This is a genomic window from Streptomyces sp. NPDC032745 (assembly GCF_055579465.1).
Genome location: NZ_JBVING010000003.1, coordinates 21,971 through 36,014 on the forward strand (window position 1 = coordinate 21,971; position 14,044 = coordinate 36,014).

Below are 14,044 nucleotides of genomic sequence, written 5' to 3' on the forward strand. Positions count from 1 at the left end.
AAGTCCGCTGGTGCTGATGTCGGCGGGGACGGTCGTCCTCGTCGGCACAGTGCTGTTCGCGGTCGGTTGCGCCACCGGCGGCACCGGCCTGCGCGACGGCGGCCCCGCCCACACCGAGGCCGTGGCCAAGAGCGGCTCGCCGACGGCCACCCCGCCGGACCACGTCCCGGCCACCACGGGCGCATCCGGCAAGCCCGCCAAGAAGGTCGACCCCGTCGCGCTGCTGCGGGCGGACCCCAAGGTCAGTGCCGAGGTCAAGCGGGACCTCAAGCCCTGCACGGGCAAGGAGTACCCGATCGACGTGAGCTACGGGAAGGTCACCGGGGGCTCGGCGAACGACATCGTCGTCAACGTGCTGTCCTGCGCCGACGCGCTGGGCCGGGGCTCTTACGTGTACCGGGCGGAGGGCGGGACGTACGAGAATGTGTTCTCGGACGAGCAGCCGCCCGTCTACGCGGAGATCGACCGGGGCGACCTGGTGGTCACCAAGCCGGTCTACGGGAAGAGCGACGCCCTCGCCTATCCGTCGGGCGAGGACGTGATCACGTACCGCTGGAACGGGGAGAAGTTCGCCGAGCAGGACCGGGTGCACACCGACTACAGCAACATCGACGGTGGCGCCCAGCCGGCCCCCGCGGTCACCCAGAAGAACTGACGACCCGAAGAACCGACGTACCGAAGAAGCGAAGAACCGAGGCGAGGCTTCCGCATGGCCGAGACCCATGTCCTGTTCGTGGAGGACGACGACGTCATCCGTGAGGCCACGACCCTGGCGCTGGAACGCGACGGGTTCGTGGTCACCGCCATGCCCGACGGCCTGTCCGGCCTGGAGTCCTTCCGGGCCGACCAGCCGGACATCGCGCTGCTCGACGTGATGGTGCCCGGCATGGACGGCGTGAGCCTGTGCCGCCGGATCCGCGACGAGTCCACCGTCCCCGTGATCATGCTGTCGGCGCGCGCCGACTCCATCGACGTCGTCCTGGGCCTGGAGGCGGGCGCCGACGACTACGTCACCAAGCCCTTCGACGGCTCGGTCCTCGTCGCCCGGATCCGCGCCGTGCTGCGCCGCTTCGGCCACGCCGGCGGCCCGCAGAACGGTCGGCCCGGGGCGAACGGCGAGGACGACTCCGAGGAGCGCGGGGTGCTGGCCTTCGGCGACCTGGAGGTCGACACGGAGGGCATGGAGGTCCGCAGGGCCGGCGCGCCCGTGGCGCTGACGCCGACCGAGATGCGGCTGCTGCTGGAGTTCTCCTCCGCGCCCGGCACCGTACTGTCCCGCGACCGGCTGCTGGAGCGGGTCTGGGACTACGACTGGGGCGGCGACACCCGCGTCGTGGACGTCCACGTCCAACGGCTGCGCACGAAGATCGGACAGGACCGCATCGAAACGGTCCGAGGATTCGGATACAAGCTCAAACCTTGACTTGATCCCCTGCCCGAGGGCGGGGGGCTCCAGCGGTCGCCCGCTGGCGTTTCTGCTTCGTCGACGACTGCCCGCCCGGAGTTTCCCGTTGAGGTCTTACACCGTCTCCACAGACTGTCACCGCCAGCCCGGCGGCCAGCAGATTGACTGCGGCGTTCTCGTCCCGGTCATGGGTCGTGCCGCAGTTCCCGCACGTCCAGGTGCGGACGTTCAGGGGCATGCGCGCTGCCAGGGCGCCGCACCGGGAGCACAGTTTCGTGCTGGGGAACCACCGGTCGACGGTGATCAGCGTGCGCCCGTACCAGGCGCACTTGTACTCCAGCATGGAGCGCAGCCCGGTCCACGAGGCATCGCTGATGGCGCGGGCGAGCTTGTGGTTCTTGACCATGCTGCGGACGGCCAGGTCCTCGATCACGAGCGTTTGGTTCTCACGCACGAGCCGAGTCGTCAGTTTCTGCAGGAAGTCCCGTCTGCGATCACCGATCCTGGCATGGATCTTCGCGACCCTGTGGCGGGCCTTCGCCCGGTTCTTCGAGTTCTTCTCCTTGCGGGCGAGAGCGCGCTGGGCCTTCCCGAGGCGGGCCCGGTCCTCGCGTTCATGCCTCGGGTTGGTGATCTTCTCCCCGGTGGACAGCGTCACCAGCGACGTGATCCCGGCATCGATGCCCACCGCCTGGGCCGTGGCGGGCATCGGCGCCGGAGTGTCCTCGCACAGCAGCGACACGAACCAGCGACCCGCCGCATCCCGGGACACGGTCACCGTGCTCGGCTCGCTGCCCTCGGGCAGCAGACGCGACCAACGGATGTCGAGCGGCTCCCGCATCTTTGCCAGATTCAGCCGGCCTTCCCGGAAGGCGAAGGCACTGCGGGTGTACTCGGCACTGGAACGGCATTTCTTCCGCGACTTGAAGCGCGGGTACTTCGAGCGCCTCTTCCATTCCGTCAGCATGGCCGACGTCTGGACATAGGTCACGCGCTCCCGACGCTGCCATGCCTTCGAACGGGCCTCCAACGCCAGGTTGTACACCTTCCGCACGCACCCGAACGTGCGCGACAGCTCCGCTGCCTGCGCATCAGTCGGGTAGAAGCGATACTTGAACGCCCGCTTCACGGGGGAAGCCGTCACCGCTCACACGCTAGAGAGCCGTTCGGCAAGCGGACAAGCTCCCCCTACGGCACTACACAACGACACGTCGCTCCTCCTCGGCCCGAAGTCCGAGCGCCCCACGCAAGGAATCATCGATGAAGCGGTTCACCCTCCGTACGGGGATCCGCTGGAAGATCACGCTCGCCATCACCGCCGTCGGGGCGCTCGTCGCCCTGGCACTGAGCCTGGTCGTGCACAGTGCTGCCCGCGTCTCGATGCTGGAAAGCGCCCGCGAGGCACAGCTGGCCAACGTGAACGTCATCGCCCGCTTCGTCGAAGCCGGGCGCAAGCCGGCCTTGGGGGCCAAGGTCAACGACGCCGAGCTGCCCGCCGCGCTGCGCGAGAAGGCGAAGTCGGGGCGGCGCGGCACGTACATCCAGGAGACGCGCAAGGGTGTGCCGGTGGTGTGGGCCGCGGTCCCGCTCGGGAACGGGCAGGTGCTGTCGCTGCACAGCGAGTTCAAGGAGAGCGCCAACATGGTGCGCGACCTGGACCGGGCCCTGGTCGTCGGGTCGATCTCCGTCGTCGTCGCGGGCGCCGCGCTCGGCGTGCTCATCGGCGGGCAGATCTCGCGCCGGCTGCGCAAGGCCGCGGCCGCCGCGCAGCGGGTGGCGCACGGGGATCCCGACGTACGGGTGCGGGACGCGGTCGGGGGCGTCGTACGCGACGAGACCGACGACCTCGCGCGGGCCGTGGACGCCATGGCGGACGCGCTCCAGCAGCGGCTGGAAGCCGAGCGGCGGGTGACCGCGGACATCGCGCACGAGCTGCGGACCCCGGTGACGGGCCTGCTCACGGCGGCGGAACTGCTGCCTCCGGGGCGGCCGACCGAGCTGGTGCGGGACCGGGCGCAGGCGATGCGGGCGCTGGTCGAGGACGTACTGGAGGTGGCCCGGCTGGACAGCGCGTCCGAGCGGGCGGAGCTCCAGGACGTGGCGCTGGGCGAGTTCGTGAGCCGGCGGGTGACCGCGCTGATGCCGGAGGCTTCGGTACGGGTGGTCGCGGACGAGATCGTCAGCACCGACCCGCGGCGGCTGGAGCGGATCCTGGGGAACCTGCTGGCCAATGCCGCGCGGTACGGGCAGCCGCCGGTCCAGGTCGACATCGAGGGGCGGGTCGTCCGGGTCCGGGACCACGGGCCGGGCTTCCCGGAGGCGCTGCTGCGCGAGGGGCCGAGCCGGTTCCGGACCGGGTCGACGGACCGCGCCGGGGTGGGGCACGGCCTCGGGCTGACCATCGCGGAGGGGCAGGCACGGGTGCTGGGTGCCCGGCTGACGTTCCGCAACGTGGCGGCCCCGGGCGGCGTGGACCTCGAGGGAGCGGCGGCCGGAGCGGTGGCGGTGCTGTGGCTGCCGGAGCACGCGCCGACGGCCACGGGAAGCTTCCCGACCATCACGGTGCAGAGCTGATCGGGAGCGGATCGGGACCGGGCCGTACAGCTGTGCGGACCGGTGTTTTAGCATCCGTGGCATGACCGACGGTACGAATCCCCCCAGCAACCCGCAGCCCGAGCCCGCCCCCGGGAACGGGGGCTACGGGTTCCCGCCGGTCCCGCCGGCCTCCGCGGCCGGCTACGGCTACCCGCCCGGCACCCCGGCGCCGGGTGCGCCCGGCGGCAGCTTCGGCCCGCCGCCGGGCGCGCCCGCGGACGGCGGCGGCTACGGCTACCCGCAGGCGGGCCCTCAGCCGGGAGCTCAGCCCGGCGCTCAGCCCGGCGCTCAGCCCGGCGCTCAGCCCGGCGCTCAGCCCGGCCCGTACCAGCAGCAGGCTCCGGCCCCGGCCGCCGCGCCCCAGCAGTGGGCCCAGGGGCTTCCGGACATGGGCGGGCCGGCCGCGGCCGGTGCTCCGGGCCCCGGGCTCCCCGGGCCGTTCGCGCCGCAGTCGGACCAGCCGGACTGGGAGGCCATGGCCGACCGCTCGGCGGCCGAGAAGCGCAAGAAGCGGCTGTGGATGATCGGCGCCGCGGTGACCGTACTGGCGCTGCTCGCCGGCGGTGGAACGTTCCTGCTGCTGGGCGGCGACGACAAGGGCGAGAACGAGGCGAAGGACGACACGCCGCCCACGTCCGCCCCGGCCTCGCCCTCCCCCAGCGGGTCGAAGAGCAAGACCCCGGTCGACAACACCCCGACCGTCAAGGACGACCCGACGCAGATCCGGGACCGCAGCGGAAAGGCCCCGCTGAAGATGGGCCCGGACGCCGGGGTCTTCCCGATCGAGAAGCGCTTCGAGATCCGGACGAAGGGCAACGAGAACTCGTACGCCGAGTCCGCGAAGCGCGTCGTGGACACGTCCAAGAGCTTCACCGTCTCGGCGCACGTCTGGAACCGCGCCCCGAAGGGCCGCCAGATCGCCGTCAGCCAGGGCAACGAGAAGTCCTTCTCGTTCGAGCTGGGGCTGGACCAGGTGAACGGCAAGCCGACCTGGGTCTTCCGCGTCCAGACGGGCGACCAGGGCGCTGAGGCGACCGCGGTGACCGTGACCGGCGAGAGCCCCAAGATGGAGAAGACCTTCTCCACCCTGACCGGGACCTACGACGCCGAGCGCAAGCAGATCGCCCTCTACGTCAACGGCAAGAAGACCGGCGAGGCCCCCGTCCCCGGCGTCTTCCAGGCGCAGGGCCCGCTGCAGCTGGCGCGCTCGCGCCACGAGGACAAGTGGACCGCGCCGTGGAGCGGGGCCATGGAGACCGTGCAGACCTACGACGCGGTGCTCTCGCCCGCCCAGATCGACACCCTCAAGCCGGGCAGGGTCGACGCGGCGGCGAAGCCGACGGGCTCCTGGCTCCTGTACTGACGGGCTGCGGCCCGGGGCGGGCGGCACGAACGGGTGGGACGGGTCAGACGGTGACGCCGGCGTTGCGCAGGAACGCGACCGGGTTCACGGCCGAGCCGTAGTTCGGGGTGGTCCGGATCTCGAAGTGGAGGTGCGGGCCGCTCGAGTTGCCGGTGTTGCCGGACAGCGCGACCTGCGTGCCCTTGGAGACCTTCTGGCCGATCCGGACCTGGATCTTCGAGAGGTGCGCGTACTGCGAGTACGTGTTGTTCGCGTGCTTGATCACGATGGCGTTGCCGTACGCCGGACCGTCGCCGCCGCCGTTCGGGCCGGCCTTGACGACGACGCCCGCGGAGGCGGCCTTGACCGGGGTGCCGACGGGGCAGGCGAAGTCCTGGCCCGAGTGCTTGTGGGACCACATGCTGCCGCCCTTGCCGAAGGTCGCGGAGAGCGTGTAGCTGGAGACCGGCTTCTGCCAGGCGGCGGTCTTCGCGGCGGCCACGGAGGACTGGGCGGCGGCCTGGGCGGCGACCAGCTCGGCGGTCCCGGTCAGGGCGGTCTGCGGGGCCGTGTCGGCGAAGGCGGCGGTCGTCCCGGCCCCGAGAGCCAGGGCCGCGCCGAGGGCGGTGGCGCCGATGGCGAGACGGGTACGACGGGTGCTGACGCGCTTCGCGAACATGTAAGGAGACCTCCGGGCCGGGGACAAGGACGCTTGGGGCATGAAGTCACCCGGCACGCTGGGAAGCGGATGCCGGGCTTGCCCATCCTTGGTAACCCGTGTCCCTCCGCATCCCCAAACGTCCCGATTACTACCGGGGCTCGTAGGCCCGGGAGGTGTGACGCAGCCGGTTGACCGCGTCACTGCTGGGCCGAGGGCAGGGGTAGGTCGGGGCAAAATGGACATTCCACCTACGAGACGTCCTAGTAGGTCCGTTTTGCCCTGTGCGGCTTGTCACCGGCGCGGGGCCTCCGAGGCAGCGGAAAAGGGGCGGCCCCGGAACCTTTCGGTTCCGGGGCCGCCCCTCGTGCAGCCGGTGCTTACGCGCCCTTGCTCAGGTCCGGGCCGGAGCCCGAGGCCTCGATCGGGGGGAGGTCCGGCAGAGCCGACTTCTCCTCGCCGCGGAAGGTGAACTTGGCTTCTTCGCCGTCACCCTCCTTGCCCACGACCACGATGTGGCCGGGACGCAGCTCGCCGAAGAGGATCTTCTCCGACAGGATGTCCTCGATCTCGCGCTGGATGGTGCGGCGCAGCGGGCGGGCGCCCAGGATCGGGTCGTAGCCCCGCTTGGCGAGCAGGAGCTTCGCGTCGCCGCTCAGCTCGATGCCCATGTCGCGGTCCTTCAGGCGCTCGTCGACCTTGGCGATCATCAGGTCGACGATCTGGATGATGTCTTCCTGCGAGAGCTGGTGGAAGACGACCGTGTCGTCGACACGGTTCAGGAACTCGGGCCGGAAGTGCTGCTTGAGCTCTTCGTTGACCTTCGCCTTCATCCGGTCGTAACCGGTCTTGACGTCGCCCACGGCGGCGAAGCCGAGGTTGAAGCCCTTCGAGATGTCCCGCGTACCCAGGTTGGTCGTCATGATGATGACCGTGTTCTTGAAGTCCACGACCCGGCCCTGGGAGTCGGTCAGGCGACCGTCCTCCAGGATCTGGAGAAGGGAATTGAAGATATCCGGGTGGGCCTTCTCGACCTCGTCGAAGAGGACGACGGAGAACGGCTTGCGGCGCACCTTCTCGGTGAGCTGGCCGCCCTCTTCGTAGCCCACGTAGCCGGGGGGCGAACCGAAGAGGCGGGAAACCGTGTGCTTCTCGCTGAACTCCGACATGTCGAGGGAGATCAGCGCGTCCTCGTCGCCGAAGAGGAATTCGGCGAGCGTCTTGGAGAGCTCGGTCTTACCGACACCGGACGGACCGGCGAAGATGAACGAGCCACCCGGGCGCTTCGGGTCCTTCAGACCCGCACGGGTACGGCGGATCGCCTGGGAGAGCGCCTTGATGGCGTCCTTCTGGCCGATGACCCGCTTGTGGAGCTCGTCCTCCATGCGGAGCAGACGCGAGGACTCCTCCTCGGTGAGCTTGAAGACGGGAATGCCGGTCGCGGTCGCGAGGACCTCGGCGATGAGCTCGCCGTCGACCTCGGCGACGACGTCCATGTCGCCGGCCTTCCATTCCTTCTCGCGCTTGGCCTTCGCCGCCAGCAGCTGCTTCTCCTTGTCACGGAGAGAAGCCGCCTTCTCGAAGTCCTGGGAGTCGATGGCCGACTCCTTGTCGCGGCGCACGCCCGCGATCTTCTCGTCGAACTCGCGGAGGTCCGGCGGCGCGGTCATCCGGCGGATGCGCATCCGGGAGCCGGCCTCGTCGATCAGGTCGATCGCCTTGTCCGGCAGGAAGCGGTCCGAGATGTACCGGTCCGCCAGCGTCGCCGCCTGGACGAGGGCCTCGTCCGTGATGGAGACGCGGTGGTGGGCCTCGTAGCGGTCGCGCAGCCCCTTGAGGATCTCGATCGTGTGGGGGAGGGAAGGCTCCGCCACCTGGATCGGCTGGAAGCGGCGCTCGAGGGCCGCGTCCTTCTCGAGGTGCTTGCGGTACTCGTCCAGCGTCGTGGCACCGATGGTCTGGAGCTCACCACGGGCCAGCATGGGCTTGAGGATGCTGGCGGCGTCGATCGCGCCCTCGGCGGCACCCGCACCCACGAGGGTGTGGAGCTCGTCGATGAACAGGATGATGTCGCCGCGGGTGCGGATCTCCTTGAGCACCTTCTTCAGGCGCTCCTCGAAGTCACCGCGGTAGCGGGAGCCCGCGACCAGGGCGCCGAGGTCCAGGGTGTAGAGGTGCTTGTCCTTGAGGGTCTCGGGCACCTCGCCCTTGACGATCGCCTGGGCCAGGCCCTCGACGACGGCGGTCTTGCCGACGCCGGGCTCGCCGATGAGGACCGGGTTGTTCTTGGTACGGCGGGACAGGACCTGCATGACCCGCTCGATCTCCTTCTCGCGCCCGATGACCGGGTCGAGCTTGGATTCGCGGGCGGCCTGCGTGAGATTGCGGCCGAACTGGTCCAGGACGAGGGAGGTCGAGGGGGTGCCCTCGGCCGGGCCGCCGGCCGTGGCCGACTCCTTGCCTCCGCCGGAGTAGCCGGAGAGCAGCTGGATGACCTGCTGCCGGACTCGGTTGAGATCGGCGCCCAGCTTCACCAGGACCTGGGCGGCGACGCCCTCGCCCTCGCGAATGAGGCCGAGCAGGATGTGCTCGGTGCCGATGTAGTTGTGGCCGAGCTGGAGGGCCTCTCGGAGCGAAAGCTCCAGGACCTTCTTCGCCCGCGGAGTGAAGGGGATGTGGCCGGACGGGGCCTGCTGCCCCTGACCGATGATCTCCTCAACCTGCTGGCGAACAGCCTCGAGCGAAATCCCGAGGCTCTCCAGGGCCTTAGCGGCGACACCCTCACCCTCGTGGATCAAGCCCAGGAGGATGTGCTCGGTGCCGATGTAGTTGTGGTTGAGCATCCGGGCTTCTTCCTGAGCCAGGACGACAACCCGCCGCGCGCGGTCGGTGAACCTCTCGAACATCGTTTATCGCTCCTCAGAGCGGTCGGGCAGTTCGGGGTCGGTCCCCGCCCTGTCCTTCCGCATGCTAGTCCCGCGGGGCGGGACAGCTCATTCCAACTGCCGACATCCGTCCGCGGCTCACCCCCACGTCAGTGGGGAAAACCGGCTTCAACTGCCGACAACTGCTCCAACCCGATGGTGCGAGACGATGTTCCCGCAGGCCAGGCAGATACCCGTCACACGTGTACGCCGATGGCGAACGGAAGCTGCCCAAAACAGCGTGTCGCCCCGATCCACTAGGAATGTCTTACCCGTAAGGACCGACACTCCATGCCCGTGGCACCGGTTCCCTCCGCTACGGGCGAACACGATTGCGTCCCGAATGTGGGACTCCACCCCGCCGGATGTTTACGTTCCGCAATGAGACCGGCGCGCTGCGTAACTCCGGAGCGCCTTCGGAGTTGCTCCGGGCATGGCCGTCACCGTTCCGCCGCCCCGCGTCGCGCCCGAGGATTCACCCACGGATTCACCCTGGGACGCGTATGCGTCCTGGTACGAGGAGGTGCTCGGCTGGCCCGTCGCGGGCGGGCCGCCCGCCCAGCTGGTCACCGGGGACCGGTTCGACGTCCTGGAGCTTCCGGCCGATGCGGGGGCGGAGCTGCTGCGCAGGCCGGTCGCCACGGGTCCGGTGGCGCTCACGGGGCGCAGGATGCGGTTCCTGGTGGCCGCGGGGAGCGCAGACGAGCTGGAGGGTCTGCTCGACTGGCTGGAGTGGGGCGGAGTCGGCCTCGATCTCACCGCCCTGGGTGCCGGGGGCCGGATCACGGCTCCGGTTCCCCCGGGACGCCCGGAGGGAAGTCCCCGGGGGGCCGCCGTGTGGCTGCGACCCCCCGAGCAGGGGTGTGAGGCATTGCTGCCGTCCCTGCCCGGCCCCGGGCAGGGTGCCGGTCCCCGGCACGGTGGTGCCGGGCCCGATCTCGTACGCCTGGTCGCCGCGGCGGCGACGGAATGCCACCGGGCGCGCCTGTGGCGGCGTACGCCCCCGAGGAGCGCCGCGGCCGGACCCTGCGCGGGCCGGCCGGGTCAGACCCTGACGGGTCAGGCCCGGTTCTCGTAGGCCTCGCGGATCTCCTGCGGGACGCGCCCGCGGTCGTTGACGCTCATGCCCTGGGCCTTGGCCCACGCGCGGATCTCGGCGGTGTCCGGGTTGCCGGACGTCGCGGCCGTCCGCGTCTTGGCGCGGCCGCCGGAAGCGCGGCCACCGGTGCGGCGGGCGCCCTTGACGTAGTCGGCAAGCGCGGAGCGCAGCTTCTCCGCGTTGGCGGTGGTGAGGTCGATCTCGTAGGTCTTGCCATCCAGAGCGAACGTCACGGTCTCGTCCGCCTCGCCACCGTCGAGGTCGTCGACAAGAAGGACCTGAACCTTCTGTGCCACCGGGATTTCCTTTCATCGAAAAGCAGTACGCGGAAAGGAAACCGCTTTTCTCTGGAAAACACAAACCCCCGGGGAGAGGTTCGAGACCGCAACGCGGCGGGAAACGTGCGCGATTCGGACATAGGCCACAGGTGCGCGGAGCACGGGAAAAGCCGCCGTGATCGTTCAGAGGTGCAGAAGCATCCGGCTGTTGCCCAAGGTGTTCGGCTTCACTCGTTCGAGACCGAGGAACTCGGCGACGCCCTCGTCATAGGAACGCAGGAGCTCCATGTAGACATCCGTCTCGACCGGGGTCTCGCCGATCTCGACGAAGCCGTGCTTCGCGAAGAAGTCCACTTCGAAGGTCAGGCAGAAAACCTTCCGGACGCCCAGCGCGCGGGCGGTGTCCAACAACTGCCCGAGCAGCTGATGGCCGACTCCGGCGCCCTTCAACTCGCGGTCGACCGCAAGAGTGCGTACTTCGGCGAGGTCTTCCCACATGACGTGGAGAGCGCCGCAGCCCACCACCTGGTCGTCGGAGTCGCGTTCCGCGACCCAGAACTCCTGGATGTCCTCGTAAAGGACGACCGGGGCTTTGTCGAGGAGGATCCGCTGCTGCACGTACTGGTCGAGCAGGCGCCGCAGCGCGGGAACATCGCCGGTGCGGGCACGGCGGATCGTCACTGTTTTTGCCTGTGCAGCGGAAAACTCACCCATGCCCGGACGCTATCGCCCCGACTCGGTCCCGCGCCCGGCGGAGTCCCCTTCGGCGGCAGGGACTTCGGGGGCTGCCGCGGCGGGGGCTCCGGCGGGGGGCTCCGCCGCAGGCCCGGTGGTCGCCCCGGCCGCCGGCTCCGCAGCCGGTTCGGCGGCCGACCCGTCGTCGTACCCCACGATGCGGAAGGCGTCCCGGAGGGCGTCGCGCTGTTCCGCGGACATCATGCCGAAGAAGGCCACGAGAGCGGCCGCGGGGTTGTCGCTCGTCGACCAGGCTTCGTTCATCAGTGCGGCCGAGTAGGCGGCGCGGGTGGAGACCGCGGTATATCGATAGGCGCGGCCTTCGGCTTCCCGGCGGACCCAGCCCTTCTGATGGAGATTGTCCATAACCGTCATGACGGTGGTGTACGCGATGGACCGTTCCTGCTGGAGGTCTTCCAGGACTTCACGAACAGTGACCGGGCGGTTCCACTGCCACACCCGCGTCATGACCGCGTCTTCGAGTTCTCCCAGGGGGCGAGGCACAACAGCACGATAGTGCGGAATGTGTGGAATTGCCCGGCCATTCGGAACGCAACGCTCAACAAAATCGGGCGTACGGCTCTCGAAGCCGTACGCCCTGCCCGTCCGGCCGCCCGGCCGGACGTGGCGCTACTTCCCGGGCTGGGACTGCCGGGCGGCCTCGGCGCGGGCGATCACGGCGTCGACCGCCGCGTCTTCCTTGGCCTTGTTGGCGCCGCCCTGGCTCTTCACGATCGTCACGACGAGGGCGATGAAGAAGCCGGCCATCACTACGGGGGGCACGAGCGCGGAAACGTAGTCCATGCCCCCAGCGTAGCTACCCGGCGGCGAGCCCGGCCGCCGGGGGCGGGGTGGGCTTGCGGCGCGGCGGGAACACCTCGCCGGGGGTCGGGATGGGCCGCTCGGACGGACGTTCGGCGGGCCGCTCGGGGTGCGGCGGCTCCTTGGGGGCCGGTGCGGGCCGGGCGGGCTCCTCCTTGCCGTCCTTGCCGCCCTTGCCGTCCTCGGCCTCGCCGGCGCCCCTGGCGCCCCTGCCGCCGGCCAGGGCCAGCAGCCGGGTCCGGGGGGCCGGCGTGATCGAGAGCCGCCGCCGTACGGAGCGCTCGGCGACGCCCTGGCAGCGCTCCAGCAGCGCCGCCGCGACCGGGTTGGCCCGCAGGGCGCGCAGGGCCGCGAGGTCGTCCGGTGCGGGCTCGTAGCCCGCGGCCAGGGCGTCCTGGAGCAGCTCCAGGTACCCGGAGAGGCTCCCGGGCAGGGCGCCGCGGTAGCGGACGAGGTCGGCGAGGAGGAACTCTCTGAGCCGACCCGCCTCCTGGACCGCGTCGTCCACCGACTGCGCCAGGCGCAGGCAGTCCTGGACCTCGGAGGTCGTCAGGGGGGCCGTGGAGGACTGGAGGGCGTGGGCGAGCGTTCGCCTGAGCACGTGCAGCTCGGCGGCGCTGAACGCCATGCCGCCGCGGGATCCGTAGGGCGTGGGCATGGGCCGAAGATACGCGCTAATCGGACAAAATCCCCTGAGCGGCGCGATTCCGGGCGCGCCGACCGCCTACCCGTCCGCTTTGACGGCGTCCAGGAAGTCGGCCCACGCGGACTGGGTCGTGGCCAGAATCAGATGCGCCGGGTCGGCCCGGTCGGCCACGCGGACGAGGTGGCCGGGGGCCGCCGAGACGTAGACGCAGGTGTCTCCTTCGCCGCAGTACGTGGACTTCTGCCAGGCGGGGTGAGCGGTCATGGTGTCTCTCCTCCGGGGGACGGCTCCTTGCTTCCCGTGGAGGGACGTTAACTCCGCGGACGCCCGGCACCGACGACTTCGGCGGAATTCGGTACATCGTCGTTGCATTGGCCACCCGCCGGGCGGCGCCGGATCCGTCAGGGGGCGAGGCGGGCCGTGAAGGCCTCGACCGCCCCGTTCACGTCCTGCGGGGTCCAGGTGAGGCCCGGGGAGGTGATCTCCAGCTCCGTCGCCGAGACGCCCGGGACCACCGTCGGGGACCACCTGCGGAAGAGGACCGTGCCCGTGTCCTCCGCCAGGCGGACCCCCGCCTCCGTCAGGCGGTCCGCCTCGTACGGCAGCCACACCTGGAACTGGTGCGTGTGCGGGATCTCCGGGTTGATCCGGAACCAGGGGACCCCGGCCGACTCCAGCGCGGGCCCCAGCGCCGCCGCGACCACGCGCGCCTGGGCCACGTACGACGGGAGGCGCGGGAGCTCCCGGTCCAGGCCGGCCAGCGCCGACAGTGCCTGCGGGAACTGGCGGAAGATCTGGCCCCCGTACCGGTGGCGCCAGACCTTCGCCTCCGAGATCAGCGCGGAGGAGCCCGCCAGGGCCGCGCCGCTCAGGCCGCCCAGGGACTTGTAGAAGGACACGTACACCGAGTCCGCGAGCCCCGCGATCTCCGGCAGCGGCCGCCCGAAGTGCACCGTCGACTCCCACAGCCGGGCCCCGTCGAAGTGCACCACCGCGTCCCGCTCGCGGGCCGCGTCGACCAGCGCCTCCAGCTCCTCCCAGGTGGGGAGCAGGAAGCCCGCGTCGCGCAGCGGGAGCTCCAGCATCAGCGTGCCGAAGGGCTCGGGCAGGTCCGCGACCTCCTCGGCCGTCGGCTGGCGCGGGTCCTTCGTCGGGTGCACCGTCCGCAGGCCGGAGACCAGCGACAGCGCACCGCCCTCCCACAGCTCCGGATGGCTCATCGGGTGCAGCGCGACCACCGGGTTCCCGGTCCGCCCCGCCCAGCAGCGCAGCGCGATCTGCTGGGCCATCGTCCCCGACGGGAAGAACGCCGCGTCCTCGGTGCCGAGCAGCTCTGCGACCCGCTGCTCGAGCCGGGTCACCACGCCGTCCCCGTACAGGTCGGCCGGCTCGTCGGGATCCGGCGCCGCCAGACCGGACAGCAGCTCACCGACCGTCGCCTCGCGCAGGCTGCGGGAGAGCATCCGCTCGGCCCCGCGTCCCGCCGCCACCAGCCTCTTCGTCAGATCGTCGTCACCAGTCATGCCCCTGATCATCGCCG

The 14,044-nt window shown here is 70.5% G+C and carries 15 protein-coding genes; 5 read left to right on the forward strand and 10 right to left on the reverse strand.

The genetic code is table 11. The features are described from left to right. The first annotated feature begins 16 nt into the window (after positions 1 to 16). Together ACZ5WG_RS07905 and cseB are read left to right on the forward strand one after the other, a co-directional pair. Positions 17 to 655 (forward strand): hypothetical protein, encoded by a 639-nt coding sequence (locus ACZ5WG_RS07905; protein ID WP_468722252.1) that lies wholly within the window; start codon positions 17 to 19, stop codon positions 653 to 655. A 54-nt stretch (positions 656 to 709) separates the two neighbouring features. Beyond that, complete coding sequence (cseB, locus tag ACZ5WG_RS07910) at positions 710 to 1,423, forward strand: two-component system response regulator CseB (RefSeq protein WP_468721504.1); 714 nt, start codon at positions 710 to 712, stop codon at positions 1,421 to 1,423. Here the strand turns inward: cseB and ACZ5WG_RS07915 are convergent. After that, positions 1,413 to 2,549, reverse strand: coding sequence for an RNA-guided endonuclease InsQ/TnpB family protein (locus ACZ5WG_RS07915; protein WP_468721506.1), 1,137 nt, complete (start codon positions 2,547 to 2,549; stop codon positions 1,413 to 1,415). The two genes, cseB and ACZ5WG_RS07915, sit on opposite strands and share 11 nt — an antisense overlap. A 116-nt stretch (positions 2,550 to 2,665) precedes the next feature. Between ACZ5WG_RS07915 and cseC the strand changes: the two genes are divergently transcribed. Then, entirely contained in the window at positions 2,666 to 3,979 is a 1,314-nt protein-coding gene (cseC, locus tag ACZ5WG_RS07920) for a two-component system sensor histidine kinase CseC (protein WP_468721507.1), read from the forward strand. 61 nt (positions 3,980 to 4,040) lie between these two features. After that, positions 4,041 to 5,363: a LamG-like jellyroll fold domain-containing protein gene (locus tag ACZ5WG_RS07925; RefSeq protein ID WP_468721508.1), complete on the forward strand. Its 1,323-nt coding sequence runs from the start codon at positions 4,041 to 4,043 to the stop codon at positions 5,361 to 5,363. 43 nt (positions 5,364 to 5,406) lie between these two features. Here ACZ5WG_RS07925 and ACZ5WG_RS07930 read toward each other — a convergent pair whose 3' ends face one another. Together ACZ5WG_RS07930 and ACZ5WG_RS07935 are read right to left on the reverse strand one after the other, a co-directional pair. Next, positions 5,407 to 6,021 carry a M23 family metallopeptidase gene (locus tag ACZ5WG_RS07930; protein WP_468721509.1) on the reverse strand — a complete coding sequence of 205 codons (615 nt, stop codon included), beginning with the start codon at positions 6,019 to 6,021 and terminating at the stop codon, positions 5,407 to 5,409. Between the two features lie 359 nt (positions 6,022 to 6,380). Then, on the reverse strand, positions 6,381 to 8,906 hold the full coding sequence (locus tag ACZ5WG_RS07935; protein ID WP_468721511.1) for an ATP-dependent Clp protease ATP-binding subunit: 2,526 nt from the start codon (positions 8,904 to 8,906) through the stop codon (positions 6,381 to 6,383). Between the two features lie 451 nt (positions 8,907 to 9,357). Between ACZ5WG_RS07935 and ACZ5WG_RS07940 the strand changes: the two genes are divergently transcribed. Continuing rightward, positions 9,358 to 10,002, forward strand: coding sequence for an SCO3374 family protein (locus tag ACZ5WG_RS07940; protein ID WP_468721513.1), 645 nt, complete (start codon positions 9,358 to 9,360; stop codon positions 10,000 to 10,002). Here ACZ5WG_RS07940 and ACZ5WG_RS07945 read toward each other — a convergent pair. From ACZ5WG_RS07945 to ACZ5WG_RS07975, 7 genes are all read right to left on the reverse strand, one after another. Beyond that, complete coding sequence (locus ACZ5WG_RS07945; protein WP_266626838.1) at positions 9,984 to 10,319, reverse strand: histone-like nucleoid-structuring protein Lsr2; 336 nt, start codon at positions 10,317 to 10,319, stop codon at positions 9,984 to 9,986. The two genes, ACZ5WG_RS07940 and ACZ5WG_RS07945, sit on opposite strands and share 19 nt — an antisense overlap. A 165-nt stretch (positions 10,320 to 10,484) precedes the next feature. Continuing rightward, entirely contained in the window at positions 10,485 to 11,015 is a 531-nt protein-coding gene (locus ACZ5WG_RS07950; RefSeq protein WP_468721515.1) for an amino-acid N-acetyltransferase, read from the reverse strand. Between the two features lie 9 nt (positions 11,016 to 11,024). Next, complete coding sequence (locus ACZ5WG_RS07955; RefSeq protein WP_468721517.1) at positions 11,025 to 11,540, reverse strand: BlaI/MecI/CopY family transcriptional regulator; 516 nt, start codon at positions 11,538 to 11,540, stop codon at positions 11,025 to 11,027. 126 nt (positions 11,541 to 11,666) lie between these two features. After that, a complete protein-coding gene (locus ACZ5WG_RS07960; RefSeq protein WP_030300685.1) occupies positions 11,667 to 11,840 on the reverse strand; it encodes a hypothetical protein in 174 nt (57 codons plus the stop codon). 13 nt (positions 11,841 to 11,853) lie between these two features. Continuing rightward, positions 11,854 to 12,486, reverse strand: a complete 633-nt coding sequence (locus ACZ5WG_RS07965; protein ID WP_468722254.1) for a hypothetical protein — start codon at positions 12,484 to 12,486, stop codon at positions 11,854 to 11,856. 96 nt (positions 12,487 to 12,582) lie between these two features. Beyond that, entirely contained in the window at positions 12,583 to 12,768 is a 186-nt protein-coding gene (locus ACZ5WG_RS07970; protein WP_468721519.1) for a DUF397 domain-containing protein, read from the reverse strand. A 137-nt stretch (positions 12,769 to 12,905) separates the two neighbouring features. Continuing rightward, positions 12,906 to 14,027, reverse strand: a complete 1,122-nt coding sequence (locus ACZ5WG_RS07975) for a threonine aldolase family protein (RefSeq protein ID WP_468721520.1) — start codon at positions 14,025 to 14,027, stop codon at positions 12,906 to 12,908. Positions 14,028 to 14,044: the final 17 nt, after the last annotated feature.

Excerpts from the sequence above, each read along its gene's own strand:
- ACZ5WG_RS07930 (WP_468721509.1), bottom strand. The coding sequence starts at position 6,021 with ATGTTCGCGAAGCGCGTCAGCACCCGTCGTACCCGTCTCGCCATCGGC.
- ACZ5WG_RS07925 (WP_468721508.1), top strand. The coding sequence starts at position 4,041 with ATGACCGACGGTACGAATCCCCCCAGCAACCCGCAGCCCGAGCCCGCC.
- ACZ5WG_RS07905 (WP_468722252.1), top strand. The coding sequence starts at position 17 with ATGTCGGCGGGGACGGTCGTCCTCGTCGGCACAGTGCTGTTCGCGGTC.
- cseC (WP_468721507.1), top strand. The coding sequence starts at position 2,666 with ATGAAGCGGTTCACCCTCCGTACGGGGATCCGCTGGAAGATCACGCTC.
- ACZ5WG_RS07960 (WP_030300685.1), bottom strand. The coding sequence starts at position 11,840 with ATGGACTACGTTTCCGCGCTCGTGCCCCCCGTAGTGATGGCCGGCTTC.
- ACZ5WG_RS07965 (WP_468722254.1), bottom strand. The coding sequence starts at position 12,486 with ATGGCGTTCAGCGCCGCCGAGCTGCACGTGCTCAGGCGAACGCTCGCC.
- ACZ5WG_RS07935 (WP_468721511.1), bottom strand. The coding sequence starts at position 8,906 with ATGTTCGAGAGGTTCACCGACCGCGCGCGGCGGGTTGTCGTCCTGGCT.
- cseB (WP_468721504.1), top strand. The coding sequence starts at position 710 with ATGGCCGAGACCCATGTCCTGTTCGTGGAGGACGACGACGTCATCCGT.
- ACZ5WG_RS07975 (WP_468721520.1), bottom strand. The coding sequence starts at position 14,027 with ATGACTGGTGACGACGATCTGACGAAGAGGCTGGTGGCGGCGGGACGC.
- ACZ5WG_RS07970 (WP_468721519.1), bottom strand. The coding sequence starts at position 12,768 with ATGACCGCTCACCCCGCCTGGCAGAAGTCCACGTACTGCGGCGAAGGA.
- ACZ5WG_RS07950 (WP_468721515.1), bottom strand. The coding sequence starts at position 11,015 with ATGGGTGAGTTTTCCGCTGCACAGGCAAAAACAGTGACGATCCGCCGT.
- ACZ5WG_RS07940 (WP_468721513.1), top strand. The coding sequence starts at position 9,358 with ATGGCCGTCACCGTTCCGCCGCCCCGCGTCGCGCCCGAGGATTCACCC.